This window comes from Bacteroidota bacterium, assembly GCA_005882315.1.
Taxonomy (GTDB): Bacteria; Bacteroidota; Bacteroidia; order Chitinophagales; family Chitinophagaceae; genus VBAR01.
The window spans coordinates 215,489-234,378 of sequence record VBAR01000003.1 but is presented as its reverse complement, the minus strand read 5'-3'; the positions used below and the strand labels follow the sequence as shown (position 1 = coordinate 234,378).

Sequence of the window (18,890 nt, the reverse complement as noted above, 5' to 3'; positions counted from 1 at the left end):
TTAAATGTTTAATGACTCTTTTTTTGAAACCTCACTTAGATCCATTTTCATTTTCACATTAGCTCTTTTATAAACCGTGTTCTCAACCGGCAAATGCTGAAACCCGATCTTTTCATACATCTTAATTGCGGCAGCCTGCAATGTGTTTGAATACAGGATCACAGTTTTTGCCCCCAATTGTTTGGCTTTTTCAAAACTCGCATAGCACATTGCTTCTGCAATTCCTTTTCTTCGATACTCCTCGCCTACTGTCATTTTTGTAAACTCAAACACTTCATCGTCTATTTTTCTTAGCCCTGCTGTGCCGGCAACTTCTCCATTATACAAAGCAATTAATATGGCGCCACCATCATTTATAATGGCTTTTTCAGGGTTTTGCAAAACATATTCATCAAAAGGTTCTATTTCAAAAAACACTTTGATCCATTCACGGTTTAGTCTCTCCCAATGAGGTTGATATTCGGGTTTATAATCAACGATCTCGATCATGGTTTTTAATTTCTCTACAAAGGTTTTAAAAATTTCTCTTTTAAAACAGATTCAGATATTGTATTTTTGACTAGATCAGATTAAATAAGCCCACAGAGAACCTTAGAGATATTGAGAGCCGCAGAGCTTTTCTCAGCGGTCCTCCTCAAACTCCGCGTAACTCTGTGGCCAAAAAAAACAACCTATGCGTTCAGCAAAATTCACAGATGACAATCATCTCTACCTGCAGATAGCCGGTGGTTTAGAAAAAATGATTGATGAAGAGGTACTGAAGATCGGTGATAAACTCCCCTCGGTCCGTGTACTAAGTGAAGAATATGGCATTAGCATGGGCACGGCTTTCCAGGCCTATTATCACCTGGAAGGAAAAGGGTTGATCGAGGCAAGACCTAAATCAGGTTACTATGTACGATTCAGCCATAAACGATTTCCGGGATTACCTCAACTATCGCAGCCTGATAGCTTATCACATGAAGTAAGCGTAAAGGAAATGATCAATTCAATTTACAAAGACATTACTGCAGAAAATGTGACCAATCTTGCATTGGCTGTTCCGGATATATCGTTGTTGCCGGTGGCAAAGCTGAACAAAGCAGTTGTTCATGCATTGCGTAATCACAAAGATCATTGCATTAGCTATGAACATACACAGGGAAATATTGAGTTGCGTAAACAGGTTGCAAAACTTGCTTTCAATTGGGGCGGAAAATTGAATCATGAAGATGTGGTCATCACATCCGGATGTCTTGAGGCAATAACAATGTGCCTTCGTGCTGTTACAAAATATGGGGATACAGTGGCAGTAGAAACTCCTACTTATTTTGGTATTTACCAGGCCATCGAAATATTGGGATTAAAAGTTGTTGAGATCGCAACTGACCCAGCCACCGGTGTTGATATTGCATGTTTGGAAAAAGCAATTAAAAAGAATTCAATAAAAGCCTGTGTGTTTGTTCCTAATTATAATAATCCCCTGGGTAGTTGTATGCCCGAGGAGAATAAAAAGAAATTAGTTGAACTGATCTCAAAACACAATATCCCGTTGATAGAAGATGATATTTATGGCGAATTATATTTTGGTAAAACAAGACCAAAAACATGTAAGTATTATGATACAAAAAGCCTGCCTGCCGGTAGGCAGGGATTGGTGATGCATTGTTCATCATTATCCAAGTCGCTTGCACCGGGTTATCGTGTTGGTTGGGCTATCCCCGGAAAATTCATTGAGGAAGTAAAACAGATAAAACGCATTCACAATATTAGTTGCCCGACTGTAACACAGGTAGCGATGGCTAATTTTCTAAAAATAGGCCGCTATGAATATCATTTAAAAAATCTTCGGAGAGCATTACATACGCAATCATTAAAATACATGCAAGCGATCATTGAATATTTTCCTGAAGGCACAAAAGTTACCCGTCCTCACGGAGGCTTTATCATGTGGCTGGAGCTTGATAAAAAAATTGATGCTTTCAAGCTCAGATCGGAAGCCATCAAGCATCATATTGCCTTTGTGCCCGGTAAAATATTTTCGTCAGGGAGTAGTTATAAGAATTTTATCCGGATCAGTTTCGGCAAACCCTGGAATAACGATGTAGATTATGCCCTGATGATGTTGGGTAGGTTGGTGAAAAAAATGCTTTAAAGCCATTTGCCTCTATCCGCCCGGGATCTTCGCAAGAAAGATTTCGGAAAAATAATACTGCTGCTGCGAGACCCGGACGAACAGAAAGAATGATTTGCTTTTTTGCTCCAGTTTAAACTGATTATTATTTAAATTTGGAATAAGACACTACAACAAGCGGCGAATTGGCTGCAATTTTAAAATACATGAAAGCCTCCGATTTAAATTTATACTTTAGCAATTCACTTCAGATAGCAGATTTTGTTAAGCGTATAGACCCAGAGACATCTAATTACATTGACCTGGTATCAAAAACTGGAGCAACAATACCATTGCATTTTGACGAAGATGAAGCTATTTACATAAACAATTCAAGTCTAAGCAAATTAATCGCCGATCTAACAGATAATGATTACAATTTGGCTATATTATCTTATATATGTGATTGCTTAACCTTAGGCGACGATGTGGATTTTTCAAATGCAACTATTAAAGAAATAACATTCGACCTGGCAGACCCTGAAATAAATGGTAGTCTTACAAAGGAAACAATTTCTACAATTTTGAATTTATTAAAATGAATTTTCTGTCCGTTCTGGGTCTTCGCAAGAAAGATTTCGAAAAAATAATACTGCTGCTGCGAGACACCGGACGAACAGAAAGAATGATTTGCTTTTTTTGTTCCAGTTTAAACTGATTATTAATTAAATTTGAAACAAGACACTACGCCAAGTGGCGAGTTAGTGGCAATTTTGTTAGACCATGAAGATTAACCAAGGTGATGTTTTTGCAATCAAAACTCAGAAAGGTTTTGGCTTTATTCAATTTATCCAGGTTTGGGAACATGGAATTGAGTTAGTAAGGATCCTAGAACCTATAAAAGAAAGAGCAGAGGTATCTCAAACTGAAGTAGATATTTTGGAAAGATTCAGTATTCAATTTCTAGTAAAGATTGCGTACAAAAGAAAGCTAATCGAAAAAGTAGGGCAATTTACTATTCCAAAATATTATTCTATACCTATAAAAGTTAGGACTCAACATAATGTTAGAGGTGAGTTTCTAGGTTGGCATATTGTGGATGTCCAAACCTTAAAACGAGAATTAAAAAAGGAACTTAGCAAAGAAGATTTGACACTCTCTCCTCATGGAATATTTAATGATACTTTAATAATTGAATACCTAGAAAAGAATTGGCGACTTGAGCATTGGAAATAAAACTGCCTACAACTTTGGTATTCTGTCCGCCCGGGGTATTCGCAAGCAAGATTTCGAAAAAATAATACTGTTACTGCGAGACACCGGATGAACAGAATTAATTAAATTTGGAACAAGACATTACGGCAATTAATGAGTTATGTGCCATCTATTATGACTTTTCATCAGAAATTATCAGCTTATACTTTAAGTTTTCTTACAGACAAAGACCTTCCTGATATTGCAATGACAGGGCTTGAAGAAGGTTACGACTCTGAATCACTTCGTATTCTAGCAGGACATAATGTGACAGACAATTCATTTGTACTTAGGGATTATTTTAGAACCGCGTTAAAGGAACTCGGCTTGAGACTTAAAGAAAGAAGAGAAGCTTTAATAAATGTTGTTGCTTTTTATGCAAAATCTATTATTGACAAAAAAACTGACACATACCCTGAGCTTGAAAAGCTTAATGAGATAATCAATAAAACAGAATTTGACTGGGACGATATAGGCCTTATGCCTTGCTATGCAGACTATATTTCAATTTGGGAAGAAAAAACGGACGGACTTGATTTTCATACTGCAGATGGATTGACGAAAGAAGGATATATTATAAAAACAGAAGAGAAGATAAGAAAGTATTTGGAAGAGTGGCTGATAACCAACGGCGGCATATAACATGGGGTTTTTTGCTATGCTAGTTTCTGTCCGCCCGGAGTCTTCGCAAGAAAGATTTCGAAAAAATAATACTGCTGCTGCAAGACCCGGACGAACAGAAAGAATGATTTGCTTTTTGTTCCAGTTTAAACTGATTATTAATTAAATTTGGAACAAGACATTGCGCCAAGCGGCGAGTTAGCAGCAGGCGGAAATATTCGTTATGGCAAGAGCAATCAAATACCTACTAAATATCGGCGGCCTTGTTTTGATGTGGTGGATGACAATTCTTTCTTATGGTTTAATCGTCCGTATTCCACCTTGCGACCAGATCAGGGGCGTTGTGATTGAGCGCATCAAAGAACTCACTTTTAGCGGTTTGATTTATTTATGTCTCGTCACTTTTCTTAACTGGTTTATTCAACAAAAATTTGAGAAACGTTTGAGCTCACGGGAGTTCTTGTATTTAAGTGCAATCAATTTAGCTATTATTGTTTTGTTTGTTTGGCATTATACAAACCAGTTTGTCGGACTTTGCGGTTCTTAAGTTGTGTCCGTCCGGGGTCTTCGCAAGAAAGATTTTGAAAAAATAATACTGCTGCTGCGAAACCCAGACGAACAGAAAGAATGATTTGCTTTTTGTTCCAGTTTAAACTGATTATTAATTAAATTTGGAACAAGACATTGCGCCAAGCGGCGAGTTAGCGGCAATTCGGCAGACATCTAAATCATGAGAATAATATTAATAGTTTCATTTGTATTCAGCTTCGGTACGGTTGCGAATGGACAAACTTCAGGTCTCAACCTCTCTGATTATTTGAAGCCCAAATGTGACACTCTAATCTATAATTGTGTTTACAATTCTTTCCATGCTTCCGGACTTCATGATACAATTAATTTGGTCTATAGAAAAATTCTAATTGGGAGTGACACAGCCTACTATATTTCTCATGCATCCGACACGGCTGGAATTTGGGCACAATTGGCAAGTTTTCATGGGTCTGCTATGATTTTTAAGAATGATTCGGTATTGTTAGCATCACTTACCGAGAATCAAAGTCCCACTGAATTGACAAAGGATAATTTCAATCATATTCTACCGCCAAATTTAAAATTTCCAAAGCCCTTCGACCTGGCTAAATTAAAATGGAGCTTTGTGATGGAAATTTTTATAAAGGATTTTCAATTTGAAGATATCTCTATTGGAGATACCCTATTAAAAAAATGTCTGAGGCTTAACTTAATGGTGTATGACAGGTCAACAAAACCAGACAAAGCAACTGTGTGGTTAAGCCGGGACTATGGAACCGTAAAATGGATTCGTACAACAGGCCGTGTAGAAGTTTTAGATTTGAAACGTTTCAGAAAGAGCTGCCGCTAACATCAGGTTTTGTGCAAGTGTGGTTTAACTTTTGTAACGAACAACCCATCGACATGAAAGAATTCACAAAGAATACAAACAATCTTAACAATGAATTTTAGAGGATCATTTTGTGACCCCTTTGAGCCAGACATAATTGATTGGCACTATTGAAAAAGACAAAGTCATCGAAAAATTTGAAACTATTTCTATCCGCCCAGAGTCTTCGCAAGAAAGATTTCGAAAAAATAATACTGTTCCTGCGAGACCTGGCCGAATAGAAAGAATGATTTGCTTTTTTTGTTCCAGTTAAACTGATTATTAATTAAATTTGGAACAAGACATAACTCAAAGCGGCGAGTTGTGTGCAATTATGAAAACACTATTACAAATAATCATTCTATTTTCTTGCTTAACAGCGACTGCTCAGCATTGGACAAAAATTCCGGGGACAGACATTGAATTTTCAAATTTCACTAATCCAAACCACGACAACTGGTTTAGTGTTCATTTTGAGTATTTCCGAAAAGACCAAAATGTTATTGGTGTGACAAGAGGATTGACTGAGCAGTTTTACGTCATGTTACAAGAAGCCCCAATAGCATTTGACAGTATATTCAATAATCTTAAACTTAAGACAACAAAATCATTAGACACCATCCTAAACCGTTTCGATTCTTCCATTTTAAAGATCGATTTCAAGGAAGCGGCTATTATTGAAAGCTGGGATGTCACTATTGGATACAACGAAATCATTTGGCGACTTAAGAATTATACATGGTCTAGTTTTAATCGGCGACCTTGTTTTACTAACATTGTATTTACTCGAAAAGAGAAACCCAATCATAAATTTTATAATCTTATTTTTTTGGCAGCAATACAAATGGGCTGCGAGATATAACAGCCGATAACATGGGATTTTCTGCTTTCTGTCCGCCTGGTGTCTTTGCAAGAAAGATTTCGAAAAAATAATACTGCTGCTGCGAGACCCGGACGAATAGAAAGAATGATTTGCTTTTTTGTTCCAGTTGAAACTGATTATTAATTAAATTTGAAAAAAGATATAACGCCAAGCGGCGAATTAGGTGCAATATTAACCATCCATAAATGTCTAAACTGACTCTATTTGTATTGTTGCTATCCAATCTATCTTTTGGGCAACAACCGCCCGCCATTTACAGGGAGTTTCGAAATCCGGAGGGTTTCTTCTTTAGTAATCATTTAATTTTGAGTTCCGATGGCCTATTCTTTAGTACATCCTCCTGCGAATGCGGGAAAGTATATTACGGAAAGGGAACGTGGGCAATCAAAAAAAATGAACTTCAGTTAAAAGGATTCAATAGCTCAAAGGCATACCCCAAGTCTACAGTTAAATTCATAAATGCTGAAGAGACAGATAGTGTCTCATTGTTTGTGTACGACTATTTTAATAAACCAATGTCAAGTGTGTTTTTAGGTCTCATTTATAACGACACTGTAACTTTTAAGACTACATACGGATCGGTCGACTCGTTAGGAAGATTAATTGTTTCAAAAAAGGATTATGGAGGGTTCTTCTTGGATTACGAAGCACGCCCTTCTAACCATTGGAAGGAAAACGACAATCCATTTCACACCTTTAGAAAAGAAACAAAAGAGGTCACTATCACAGTCAATTTCGCGGGCACGACCCTCGACGGAGACCCCGTTCCCTTTGATTTTGGAAACCAAACTGTAATGATTAAAGGTGATAGCTTAGCTATCAAAAAAGGGAAAGTCTTATTTCGACCTAAAAATGCTGACCAGTAAAACACTGCACCTAACATGAACTGTGTAAAAAACCAAACAAATTTTGATCTTTTTTTATGTCCACCCGGGATCTTCGCAAGAAAGATTTCGAAAAAATAATACTGATGCTGCGAGACCCAGGGTTGCTGGCTGTAGAATATATTCTTAACTGCATTAACACGGTAATTATCTTTACAAACTCGATTTTACATGATACTATTTTTAAGAATAATTTTTTGGACTAGTATTTCTTGGATTGTCCTATGCCTCTTTGTCTTAACTATTGGCCAGTACATGCCGTTCCAATTCAGTAATGAAAGCTCTGCTGAAACCTTTTATGCGCTAGTTTGGCTGATTTTTCCTGTAGCCGTTTTGTTGACACTTCTGAAAAAAGTCATAAGCCCTGAAAACAGAACATCTAAAGCTCTGATAATTTTCTTGGCTATTGTTTCTTTCCTTTTTTTGAGTGTATATGTTTTTGGCAGGACAATGTGCGGTTACATAACTGACGATATTTTGTTTGTAAACAAATCAGACACCTCATTGAAAGTCATCAAAAGACACTATGACTGCGGAGCATATGACAGCGATTTACCAAAGTATGAGTTTTATAAAATGAAATCTCTAACAAAACAAATCTTGTATTCAAAAAAAGTTGACACAACAAAGCTTGACAAAAACAAATGGATAAGAAAGGAAACTGAGTAACTAAATACCTTCTGTCCCCCGGGATCTTCGCAAGAAAGATTTCGAAAAAATAATACTGCTGCTGCGAGACACAGGACGAACAGAAAGAAAGATTTGCTTTTTTTGTTCCAGTTTAAACTGATTATTAATTAAATTTGAAATAAGAAACTACGCCAAGCGGCGAGTTGGGCGTAATTAAGACGTGTAAGTAAACAAATCATGAATCTAAGACGTAGAAGTAGTTTAGCAAAAACAGTTTTCTATTTTTTGTCCCCGTTTATTCTGGCACTTTTATTCTGCTTTATTGCATTTATCATTGATAAAAATAGATTTCAGGGAGATACCACGAAATGGACGCATTTTGTCGGGGGTTTGTTTTTTCCAGCTTTTTTTATATTAGGTGCCGCCGATGTGATAGTTAGACTAATTATTAGAGAACGAGTTTTAGCGATTTGGTTAGTAGAATTAATACTTCTCCTAATTATCTATATTGTCCTCATCTTTTAGCAAACATTTCTTTTCAAAACTGAATTTCATTTCTGTCCGCCCGGGGACTTCGCAAGAAAGATTTCGAAAAAATAATACTGCTGCTGCGAGACCCGGATGAATAGAAGCTTAAAACAATGACTGTACAGTTATTGGTAGATTCCCACAGCATTTTTTAATTTATCTCTGTCCAGAGAGTGCATCCAATCAATCGCTTTTGGTTTCAGTTTTCCGTTTGCGTCTATAACCACATAGGCTGGAAAACCTTTTTCAGCATTAAATTTACTTTGCAATTCACTCACAAGTTTGTCATCTGCAAAAATATGTGTACCTGGAATTTGCAGATCCGCAATCTTGTTTTTCCAAACTGTGATATTTGAACTGGAATTAGTGCAGATGTAAATAAATGCGATTGGAAGATCGCTGTTGGCTTCTTGTAGTTTTTTACTCGCAGGTAATTCCTTCAAGCAGGGGGCACACCACGTCGCCCAAAAATCAATGACCAAAGCCTTATTGGGAAATTTTGATTTTAGATGGACAATAAATTCGTCAAGATTCTTAACACTATCCAGCCTGTAAAGGTTTGCATTGAATGTGAGAGATCCCAATGGTTTACCGATAAACGAATTGCTCTCTTTGATTTGGGTTCCTTTTGCGAGCAGACCATCAATTTGTTTTTGCTTTAATATTGACTCATTTAATTCTCTGCTTGCAATATTTCTGCACCATTTAGTCTGCATCGTTTTTATTATCTCAGGATATGTTTTACCAAACTCAATTTTCCCCTTCGCAAGCAAGAATGTTTTTAAAATATCGGACTTTGGTGGCGTATAAAGGCTATCAATTAAATGCAAAAGATTACTGGTATTTATTTTTACTATGTCGCCAAGAAACAGTTCTTGTTTTTTCTTATTGATCTCTTTTAATGCTTCCTTCTTTTGAGCTTCCGGCACCTGTGAATAATATTTCAAGGAATCAAGGACAGCTCGCTGTTCCGGACCGTAGTTTATATAATTGCTGTACAATTGTTCATCCATGTTTACCCTGGGGTTATCATTTTTTAAAATGAGATAATTAAAAAAATAATTATAAAAAAGTAGTCCATTGTTACTTGAAAAATAGGGGGAGAAAGAATCTATTTTTTTAAATAAACTATCAGGCATTTTATCACCCCAGTAAGCCATGCACAGTCCACCGTAATATTCAGCGGTGAGATTATTATGTATGGCCCATTTGAAATTTGGATAGTACTTTATAAATTCATCGTCAATGGCGTTGATTGCTTGATAGATGGAGTCGAATTTGGAAAGAAACTCGTCCTCACCGTACTGCCTTCTCGTCCTCGATACTGCATAAAACTGGTCGCTCAATCCATTTCTAATATCTTGCTTGTAAATTGTGTGTTTGTTCATGACCCTATTCAATTCACCATCGACATCAGAATATTCCACTCCATCATCGATCATATAAAATCTTTCATCATTCTTTATTTTACGGGCATCGATGGTTACAATCAGGCCTTCATTAACATAAAGTCCCGCATATAAGTAATGATCAATATCCAGCCAAACCTGTTGATAGGGCAAGCGGTCATCTAAGACAATTTTCAGAAAACCGTTCTTGTCAAATTGATAAAACTTGTTTGATTGGAAAACCGAACCGAACCTAACAAAACTGCACTTAACCTGGACTTTCGTAATCGTGTCAGGTGCATTAATAATTTTAATGGTCAGTATAGCGGGACGCTTTTTTTGTAAATACCCATCCATTGCCGGGTCTGCGATCGTTAATGGCTCGGCATACTTTTGTTGCGCATCTACGCATATGCTGAAAGTCAGAAAGAAGAAAAAAAGAGATCGCATAATTACTGTGATATTTTTTATTGCGTTTTGCTGTATCTGAAAAGTTTCCTAAGAACGATCATAGCAGAAACCAATCTTTTATAGGCAACTTGCAGATTAATTTTCGTCATCAAAGTTAGTTAATCTTAGCCTTCTGTCCGCACGGGGTCTTCGCAAGAAAGATTTCGAAAATGTCTAGTCCTGAAATAGGTTTACAGAATTTGTAAATCTAAAAAAGGACAAAATGGAACATCAATCAGAAAATGTCTCTTTAATTTGGGCATCTACCCGGAAACTGATTAAATTACCTACAAAATTGAAAGATCAATGAGGAAAATTAGGATTATTTTTTTTATATTATTATTGTCATCGTGCACTGAGAATGACAAACAGTTCGATGCAAAAAAATGTTTATCATGCAATTTTTACTTAGCAAAAAAAACTGAGAGTGTTTTTGCTGTCTTATTTCAACACGCTGGGTCAGAAAAGTATGAAATTGTTATAGACACTGTAAAAAAAATAAGTTGGAGGAATTGCTACATAATTTCTGAATTAAGGGATAAATTTCTTCTAATAAATTTTGATAAGGGAAAAATTAACAAACACTTATTTCCTTCTCAAGATTCCCTGGAAAAACACCTTTTGAGAAATAATGCTTCCTTTAGTATTAGATTATCTTCAGCAGAAAGTATTTATAACATGTTACTTCCACTTGCGGTATGTGAATAAATATATGATTTCAGTTATCCCCGGGTCTTCGCAAGAAAGATTTCAAAAAAATAATACTGCTGCTGCGAAACTCCGGACGAACAGAACATATTTTCGTCAGGCATTAGTTATAAGAATTTTATCCGGATCAGTTTTGGCAAACCCTGGAATAATGATGTGGATTATGCCCTGATGATGTTGGGTAGGCTGGTGAAAAAAATGCTTTAAAGCCATTTACCTCTGTCCGCCCGGGGTATTCGCAAGCAAGATTTCGAAAAAATAATACTGTTACTGCGAGACACCGGATGAACAGAAGACTAATACAAGGCAATATGCGAAGAGGCAGATGACCTGGTTCAGGAAGGATAAAGAGATGAAATGGTTTCAACCTTCGGATATTGAAGGGATGATTGATTTTATTTAACTTATCACATTAACTTTAAGTTCCGGGCCCATCACAAGTTTTATTGATTGTTAAAATAAATTTATGGGATCTTCATATTTCGCTGCTAAGTATAAGAATTCAGCAAGAAAAATTACTGCAATTATACTTATAGTAATAATTGTTGCAGTTTTGATTAGAATTATTTTTCCAAACTTCAACAATGAAAGTCGACCATCTCAAGGGCCTAGTGATTATAAAAAGAGTGACTCATTGGATACTAGGTGAAATTCAGTCCGTACGAGGTTTTAGCCATAATTATCTTCAAATTGCTATCCTAAATTCTTTCTACTTCACCACAATCTCATCCGTAAATATCCACGCATCGCCATTTACGCCACGCCATGCAGGCAGTTTACCAATATTTTTTTCGATCCGCCCGGGGACTTCACAAGAAAGATTTCGAAAAAATAATACTGCTGCTGCGAGACCTGGACGAACAGAAAGAATGATTTACTTTTTTGTTCCAGTTGAAACTGATTATTAATTAAATTTGGAACAAGACACTACGCCAACCGAATATAACATCAACTACATTAACTTTACCCACCGACGGTTTGGGCTGAAGAATCATAGAATATCAGCACAGCAGAAAGCCCTAGCCGTTGTAGGCAATACAGCAAGACACTTTCTAATTGAGGAGTTATGACGTTTACACCTGATATGCTTCACAAAATATAAACAGAAAAATGCGGCGAACGTACATTTTTACACATTGGGCTTTGACACTCTTAATAGCTCCATTTACCTCACAAGCTATAGAATATATTTTTGGGACAAACCCTCATGAAATAGTTGGATTATTAGAAGTTTATCCAATAACACTACTTTTTAGTATCGCATTTTCTATTCCAACCTTTTTAATTTATCTGATCTGTTTTTATTTTTTATCAAAGCAGGACATAAATTTTTGGGGTTCGAAATTTATCTTAATCGCGGTTACGGTTTTAGGGATATTCATCACTCAAGCAATTATTAAAGGAAGCATGAGCCAAGACATAATAATTGCATATTCTGTTACAGCCATTTTTGTTGGGCTCATATTGAAGTTGAAAGAAGCTAAAACAAAACCTCAAGACAATCGCATTACGACATGAATTACTGCCTACAACAAGGGATTTTCTGCAATGCTGGCTGAAGAATATAAACTTTCTGTCCACCCGAGGTCTTCGCTAGAAAGATTTCGGAAAAATAATACTGCTGCTGCTGCGAGGCCCCGGACGAACAGAAAGAATGATTTGCTTTTTTGTTCCAGTTTAAACTGATTATTAATTAAATTTGGAACAAGAGACAACGCCAAGCGGCGAGTTGTATGCAAATATATTGACACCTCAAAATGCTAAGACACCGTATAAATATTGGAGCTTTGACAGTTTTCTTTTTTGCATTTGGTTTATTGACTGTTGTATCATTCTTTGGTGCTTGGGCATATGACGAAGGAACCATGAACAGTTCTATCCTTGCTTCTCTTTTTAAAGTATTTCGTTTTCCGACACACACATTATTTTGGGATTTTTTCAATCAGACGACAGCAACTTTCTATTCAGGACTATTATTGAACGTCGTCTTTTATGCTTTTTTGACCGAACGTTTCTCTTCATTCATAAAAGGACGAAAAGGAGATGGCTAAATTTTTAAATTCAGCTTTATTAATACTGACACTTTATTCTTGCCAGACCCATCAAATGTTTGACAAAAAGAAATGGGCGGAAGTTGGGGACCTAATGACTTTCCCAAAAAGAAAATCAATGGTTGACGACTTAACTAAGAACATCCCTTTGAAAGGAAAAAGTTATCAGGACATAATTTCATTACTCGGACAACCACAACATTCCTTGGACAGTACGATGAACATTGGATATAAAATTGACGAAGATTATGGTAACGACATTGACCCAATTTATACCCAAACTCTACTGTTACATTTTGACAAAGACTCTACTGTAAACTCTTTTGAAGTTAAGGAATGGAAAAAATAATCGGTTTCCATCAAAAATAAAAAAGGGCCACACATCGCAGCCCTTTTCGAATTTATAAAACTTCTGTCCGCCCGGGGTCTTCGCAAGAAAGATTTCGAAAAAATAATACTGCTGCTGCGAGCCCCGGATGAACAGAAAGAATGATTTGCTTTTTTGTTCCAGTTTAAACTGATTATTAATTAAATTTGGAACAAAACATTACACAAAGCGGCGAGTTGTAGGCTACTTATTAGAAACTTTAAAAAATCCGAGCCAGTATAATGCAAAAATATCTTCTGCTTATCGTTATTATTATTATTGGCTACCTTGCTTATAACTATTTCTACCACAAGAGTAATCTCGTTTTAAAGGAAAGTAATTTTTCAGGAGTGGATGAAATTGACACTTTGGAAGCTTATCCAGACAAAGGCTTGTACATCTTAGGGCTTGTTAGACACAAAGCATTAGGTCATTTTTCTTACGACTTAGGTATTACAAAGCAAGATATTTCAAACCCAAAACATTCTGTAAAGTATGAAATCGAAAATACAAATAAAGCGTTTAGACTTTCTAAAGATTACATAGCGTTTATAAAATCATTTGGTGTTACCAACTATGGATGGTTCTACATTAAAGCTGGAAAGATTATGCCTATACTTCCTTCAATTGAAAAATTCGAAGACAGCATTAAAACAAATGTATTTAAGGACGTTTTTATAAAAGACAAAAATGGATACATAAATCTGTATGTTAAAGGAAAAATAATTAAGACATACAATTACGGAAATTTAATTCTAAAAGATAGTATTACAAATTTTGACAGTCTTGAATATAAGTTGTACAAAATAACTAACAACAAGCTAGTTACAATATCCTCTGATGTGGATGATCTATTTCAACAAAAAGAAGGCACTTTTTTTATTCCTCTACCTGGACACGGTGTAATCAACAAATATAATAAGGGAGAGATATTAGATTACATCGACTCAGTTTTTACTTTAGGTCATCTGCCTAAAAAAATAACGTTTAAGTCAAATTAGTATCGCTGCTTTCCAATAGCAGCGCACAACATAGTATTCTGTCAGAACGAGGTTTTCGCAAGAAAGATTTCGAAAAAATGATACTGCTGCTGCGGGACCTTGAAAAATCATTCCTTTATCATTTTTTTGCTTCGCAAGTTGTTTAAAAAATCAATAAACTGTTGGTCGGACATTTCCATCCTAAAAAAATCTACTACTAGATCTTTCTCGCATCCGGCAAATAATTTATTCTTTGTTATAAGGGCATGCTTTAATATATCATTCTCGGTTTTTGAAATAAATAATTCTTTTCGATTCGTATTGTATAAATCAATTAAGCTATCAGTTCTATTAAATTGTACGACTTTGTTATTTACAACCCATACCATTTGATCAAAACCGATGCTTTTCTGATTATTTAAATAAATTTTATTCACGTAATCAATATCACTTCTATATGAAATCAGGTGTGCAAAGAAAACCGACTTCATTCTCCCTTTTTTGATGTTTTCTTTTAATAAAGAATCCAGAAATTTATAACCCCAGCGGCGAGCATGTAATGCAATTAAATAAATATATTCTTGGGTTTTATACCCAAATTCCCTCTCAGTATAATTTGTTTTATGTAATAGACGATATAGTTTCATCAGGTTTATGCTGTCAAGTACTTTAAACCTGATTTTACAAGTATCCGTCATGTTATTTCTGCATTCCCGCCGAGCCTTTTGATCAATAAGAATAACAGAATCAATTATTTTTTCAAAATCCGTTTTCTGCCTTTCCTTCCTATAAGCTAAAATTTCCTGTTGCATAGAAGGTTTACAGAAGCCAATTATTGTTGGATCGTTTTTGATGCTATTGGCAACTTCGGGTAAAGCAATTATTATAGCCCAAAATTTTTTAATATATGAATCATTCCCTGATAATAACCCTGCTTTAAAAGCATTTCGTAGATCGGCATAAAAAGCAAAGCCTGTTTTAAATGCTTTACTATATTCCTTACAGGATAATGCAAACTCGTTATGAAATAAATATTCTTCAGCCTTGAATGTAATCAAGTAATACTTTTCAATACTTTTTGAATTTCCAATTACAGGTGCAATAAAAAAGATTAATATCAACAGAACTTTCATCATAACTATTTTTCAGGACTAGACAAACATAAAGTATCTGGTGGCGAGACCTCGGGACTTAAAGTTACTGCATCACATCATATTATATGTTTTAACCTTTCATATTTTTAACTCCTCGTTGTCCCACAACAAGTTTTCTTAGATTTGATTGCCGTCTATTGTGAAGACCCCGGGCGGACTGCAATGCTTTAAAGACATTTACCCGACACCAATCCAATATTTTCACATTTTACATCCCGGATTTTCCTACCTTTCATACTCTAAAATTAACGCCATGTTTTACCAAAAACTATTTACCGCCTTGTTATTATTCGTAGCAGTAACAACACAGGCCCAGCAAAAATTTACCTATACACCAGAAAAACCCAAACCGGGTGATGTTATTACTTTCACTTACGAACCCGCAGGTGATATTGCCAATACCATCAAACCGGTTGAGGGTATTGTTTACCAAAATGGCATGGCTAAAAGAACAGCCGATGATATTGTACTACAGAAGTCGGCAGGCAAGTATTCAGGCTCATTTACGATTGATACAGGCATGCATTTTATTTATTTGTCCTTTAGTGCTGATAAAAAATTTGATAATAATTTTAATGACGGCTATACCATCATTTTGTATAATGATGATAAACCCCGTGATGGAGCGTACATGGCTCTTAGCGGCTTTTACCAATATTGGGGTCGCCAGTTAGGTGTGGACCGGAATAATGAAAAAGCATTGGCTGCAATGGAGAAAGAATTTGAACTCTATCCTGATAATAAGAAAAAATACCTCATCAGCTATGTAAGTACGCTAGCTGCGATTAAAAAAGATGATGCGCCTAAGATCGTTCAGAAAGAAATTGAATCATTGTTAAAAGCAGGTTTAAAAGAAGAAACTGATTATTCAAATCTTGAAAGTCTTTACCAACTGGCCAAATCACCAGAACAGATGAAGTTTGTTAGTTCTGTTAAAAAAGAAAAATTCCCGAATGGTAAATGGGTGGTTAATGAAACCCTGAATAAATTCTACCAGGAGCAGGATATAGAAAAGAAAAAAATATTGCTTGCTGAGATCAGCAACAAGATCGAGACAGATGAAAACTGGAAATATCTTAAACCCAATCTCCCGAATATAAAAGCTCAAATTGCTTATGCATACCTGGCTAAAAAAGACTGGCCAAATTTCAAACAGGCAGTAGCAGATGCTAACATCGAAGACAAAGCACAGCTAGCTTCGTTATACAACAGTGCCGCATGGGAAATGCAAAAGACAAGCGATAATCTTCCATTAGCTGAAGAATTTTCAAAATTTGCTACCAATTATTATAAGGAGCAATGGAAAAATCCAACTGCTAAGAAACCGGATAATATGACTCAAAAGCAATGGACAGAAAATAATAAATACATGTATGCCATGTTTGCGGATACTTATGGTATGGTCATGTACAGAATGGGTGAACACAAAAAAGGATTCCCTTATGCTAAAGATGCTGCAATTGTAGTGAATAACGGAAAAGATGCAGACCAGAATAACACGTATGCATTGCTGGCAGAAAAAGTGTTGCCTAAAAAACAATACGTAAAAGAAATAGAACAGTTCGTGATGGATGCCAAATCCACCAGCGAAATGAAAGATATCCTGAAAAGAGCTTATGTAAAAGATAAAAAAACAGAAGCAGGTTTCGATGAATATATTACTAATCTCCAGAAGTCGGCAACAGAAACAATGCTGGCGGAGTTAAGAAAAACAATCCTGAATGAAAAAGCTCCTGTATTTGCACTGGTTGACCTGAATGGCAAAAAAGTAAATCTTGGGGAGTTGAAAGATAAAGTAGTTGTTGTTGATTTCTGGGCTACCTGGTGCGGACCTTGTAAAGCTAGTTTCCCCGGAATGCAGAAAATGGTAAACAAATACAAAGACGATCCCAATGTAAAATTTGTTTTTATTGATACCTGGGAAAATGGCGACAACAAAGAGAAATTAGTATCTGAGTTTATCAATACCAATAAATACTCTTTTCATGTGCTGATGGACAATGATAGTAAAGTTGTAGCTGATTTTAAAGTAGATGGTATCCCTACCAAGTTTGTAATTGATAAAAAAGGGATGATACGTTTTAAAGCTGTTGGCTTTGATGGCAGCGACGATAAATTAATGACTGAATTGACTGCTATGATCGAAATGGCATCGAAAGAATCAGCACCTAAAGCTTTTTAATTTCATATAAACACTAGCCAAAAGTAAAAGCCCCGTTTTGTAACGGGGCTTTCTTATTTAATTTAATGCTTTACGTAATGCTTTTACCTCTTCAGGGTCAATATAATTATTTGTATAGCTTTCTTCGGAAGTTTTAAAACCCGGATGAATAAACTGCATTGGGCTTTTTATTTTATCCCGCAATGAAGAATGAAATTCAGTGCAACCTGTTTTCTCAGCCAGCAGTTTGATATTTTCTTTTCTAACCCCGCTTCCCGGCATAATGATAATTCTGCTATCTGAAACCTTGTTAAGTTCTGCGATCAACTCAACAGCCTGGCTGTCTATTATTGACTGTTGACTATTGACTGATACTCGCTGCCCTGATGTAAGAATTCTTTCACATCCAGCGTCAATTAATTCTTCCAATGCGACAAAAGGATCTTTACAACGATCAAATGCACGATGAAATGTTACGCCTAATGGATAAGCCAGTTCTATCAACTCCGTAGTTCTTGTAATATCAATTGTTCCATCCATATTCAATAAACCGATCACTACCCCATCACAACCCAGTTCTTTGCACAGTCTCACATCATTCTTCATTATTTCAAACTCATCTTTTGTATATAGAAAATCGCCGCCTCTTGGCCGGATGATCGGATAAATAAGCAGATCAAATGCCTCACGGCTTTTTTTAATCAGAGCATAAGATGGAGTTGTACCGCCTTCAGCGAGATTAGCACAGAGTTCAATTCGATGAGCCTCACCTTCAACAGCAGCTTTTGTAGTTGCAAAATCGGATGTTGCTATTTCGATAATGTAATTCATAGTTGTGAATGGTGAATGGTGAATGGTGAATAGTCAATGGAGTCAATGGTGAATAACGAAGATAACTACTATTCAAGATTGCTTATTGCCAATTGACCATTGCCCATTGCCCATTCACCATTGCCCATTCACTATGAAAACCAGCTTTTAGATTTTACCAGTTTATCAACTGTATTTGTTTTAAGTGCATAGCTGAAACCCGGATGAATAGAAAATCCGCCAACAATCCCTTTTTTATTTACAGCCAGGAAACAAACCTGTATATCTTTTACCTTATCTTTTTTGATCTTCACTATTCTTTCAATTACTTTTTTACAGGCAGCCTCAGGTGATAAACCCTGCCGCATCAGTTCAACAACAGAATGCGAACCCGCAACTCGTATCACATCTTCACCTTGTCCTGTTGATGTGCAGGCGCCAACTTCATTATCTACAAACAAACCGGCGCCAATAATTGGTGAATCGCCTAACCTGCCACGCATTTTAAAACCAGCGCCGCTTGTAGTGCA

The 18,890-nt window shown here is 36.1% G+C and carries 19 protein-coding genes and 1 pseudogene (1 of these 20 cut by a window edge); 15 read left to right on the top strand and 5 right to left on the bottom strand.

Going from position 1 to position 18,890, the window contains the following annotated elements:
• Positions 1 to 489, bottom strand: a complete 489-nt coding sequence (locus tag E6H07_14405) for a GNAT family N-acetyltransferase (GenBank protein ID TMI62602.1) — start codon at positions 487 to 489, stop codon at positions 1 to 3.
• A 184-nt stretch (positions 490 to 673) separates the two neighbouring features.
• Between E6H07_14405 and E6H07_14400 the strand changes: the two genes are divergently transcribed.
• The 9 genes from E6H07_14400 (at position 674) to E6H07_14360 (ending at position 7,802) form a co-directional block, all read left to right on the top strand.
• A complete protein-coding gene (locus tag E6H07_14400) occupies positions 674 to 2,134 on the top strand; it encodes a PLP-dependent aminotransferase family protein (protein TMI62601.1) in 1,461 nt (486 codons plus the stop codon).
• Positions 2,135 to 2,298: 164 nt separating this feature from the next.
• A complete protein-coding gene (locus tag E6H07_14395) occupies positions 2,299 to 2,694 on the top strand; it encodes a hypothetical protein (GenBank protein TMI62600.1) in 396 nt (131 codons plus the stop codon).
• 181 nt (positions 2,695 to 2,875) lie between these two features.
• Positions 2,876 to 3,328 (top strand): hypothetical protein, encoded by a 453-nt coding sequence (locus tag E6H07_14390; protein ID TMI62599.1) that lies wholly within the window; start codon positions 2,876 to 2,878, stop codon positions 3,326 to 3,328.
• A 132-nt stretch (positions 3,329 to 3,460) separates the two neighbouring features.
• On the top strand, positions 3,461 to 3,988 hold the full coding sequence (locus E6H07_14385; GenBank protein ID TMI62598.1) for a hypothetical protein: 528 nt from the start codon (positions 3,461 to 3,463) through the stop codon (positions 3,986 to 3,988).
• A gap of 202 nt (positions 3,989 to 4,190) precedes the next feature.
• Complete coding sequence (locus E6H07_14380) at positions 4,191 to 4,514, top strand: hypothetical protein (protein TMI62597.1); 324 nt, start codon at positions 4,191 to 4,193, stop codon at positions 4,512 to 4,514.
• Between the two features lie 183 nt (positions 4,515 to 4,697).
• On the top strand, positions 4,698 to 5,348 hold the full coding sequence (locus tag E6H07_14375) for a hypothetical protein (protein TMI62596.1): 651 nt from the start codon (positions 4,698 to 4,700) through the stop codon (positions 5,346 to 5,348).
• Positions 5,349 to 5,658: 310 nt separating this feature from the next.
• Complete coding sequence (locus tag E6H07_14370) at positions 5,659 to 6,228, top strand: hypothetical protein (GenBank protein ID TMI62595.1); 570 nt, start codon at positions 5,659 to 5,661, stop codon at positions 6,226 to 6,228.
• Positions 6,229 to 6,434: 206 nt separating this feature from the next.
• Positions 6,435 to 7,115 carry a hypothetical protein gene (locus tag E6H07_14365; GenBank protein TMI62594.1) on the top strand — a complete coding sequence of 227 codons (681 nt, stop codon included), beginning with the start codon at positions 6,435 to 6,437 and terminating at the stop codon, positions 7,113 to 7,115.
• Positions 7,116 to 7,304: 189 nt separating this feature from the next.
• Positions 7,305 to 7,802 (top strand): hypothetical protein, encoded by a 498-nt coding sequence (locus tag E6H07_14360; GenBank protein ID TMI62593.1) that lies wholly within the window; start codon positions 7,305 to 7,307, stop codon positions 7,800 to 7,802.
• 614 nt (positions 7,803 to 8,416) lie between these two features.
• Here the strand turns inward: E6H07_14360 and E6H07_14355 are convergent.
• On the bottom strand, positions 8,417 to 10,129 hold the full coding sequence (locus E6H07_14355; GenBank protein ID TMI62592.1) for a TlpA family protein disulfide reductase: 1,713 nt from the start codon (positions 10,127 to 10,129) through the stop codon (positions 8,417 to 8,419).
• Positions 10,130 to 11,162: 1,033 nt separating this feature from the next.
• Here E6H07_14355 and E6H07_14350 point away from each other — a divergent pair.
• The 5 genes from E6H07_14350 to E6H07_14330 all read left to right on the top strand — a co-directional run bounded on the left by E6H07_14350 (position 11,163) and on the right by E6H07_14330 (position 14,256).
• Positions 11,163 to 11,240, top strand: a complete 78-nt coding sequence (locus E6H07_14350) for a hypothetical protein (protein ID TMI63076.1) — start codon at positions 11,163 to 11,165, stop codon at positions 11,238 to 11,240.
• A 740-nt stretch (positions 11,241 to 11,980) separates the two neighbouring features.
• The gene (locus E6H07_14345) at positions 11,981 to 12,355 is read left to right on the top strand and encodes a hypothetical protein (protein ID TMI62591.1); all 375 of its coding nucleotides are present in this window, start codon (positions 11,981 to 11,983) and stop codon (positions 12,353 to 12,355) included.
• A 239-nt stretch (positions 12,356 to 12,594) separates the two neighbouring features.
• Positions 12,595 to 12,888, top strand: coding sequence for a hypothetical protein (locus E6H07_14340; GenBank protein ID TMI62590.1), 294 nt, complete (start codon positions 12,595 to 12,597; stop codon positions 12,886 to 12,888).
• Positions 12,881 to 13,237, top strand: a complete 357-nt coding sequence (locus E6H07_14335; protein TMI62589.1) for a hypothetical protein — start codon at positions 12,881 to 12,883, stop codon at positions 13,235 to 13,237. The genes E6H07_14340 and E6H07_14335 overlap by 8 nt, the downstream gene beginning before the upstream one ends.
• Positions 13,238 to 13,497: 260 nt before the next feature.
• Positions 13,498 to 14,256 (top strand): hypothetical protein, encoded by a 759-nt coding sequence (locus tag E6H07_14330; protein ID TMI62588.1) that lies wholly within the window; start codon positions 13,498 to 13,500, stop codon positions 14,254 to 14,256.
• Positions 14,257 to 14,363: 107 nt separating this feature from the next.
• On the opposite strand, the gene E6H07_14325 is transcribed toward E6H07_14330, so the two are convergent.
• On the bottom strand, positions 14,364 to 15,368 hold the full coding sequence (locus tag E6H07_14325; protein TMI62587.1) for a hypothetical protein: 1,005 nt from the start codon (positions 15,366 to 15,368) through the stop codon (positions 14,364 to 14,366).
• 274 nt (positions 15,369 to 15,642) lie between these two features.
• Here E6H07_14325 and E6H07_14320 point away from each other — a divergent pair, with 274 nt between their 5' ends.
• The gene (locus E6H07_14320) at positions 15,643 to 17,571 is read left to right on the top strand and encodes a TlpA family protein disulfide reductase (GenBank protein TMI62586.1); all 1,929 of its coding nucleotides are present in this window, start codon (positions 15,643 to 15,645) and stop codon (positions 17,569 to 17,571) included.
• A 57-nt stretch (positions 17,572 to 17,628) separates the two neighbouring features.
• Here the strand turns inward: E6H07_14320 and E6H07_14315 are convergent, their stop codons facing one another.
• A complete protein-coding gene (locus E6H07_14315) occupies positions 17,629 to 18,381 on the bottom strand; it encodes a copper homeostasis protein CutC (GenBank protein ID TMI62585.1) in 753 nt (250 codons plus the stop codon).
• Between the two features lie 131 nt (positions 18,382 to 18,512).
• A pseudogene (locus tag E6H07_14310) lies at positions 18,513 to 18,890 on the bottom strand (N(4)-(beta-N-acetylglucosaminyl)-L-asparaginase) (it continues 652 nt past the right edge of the window).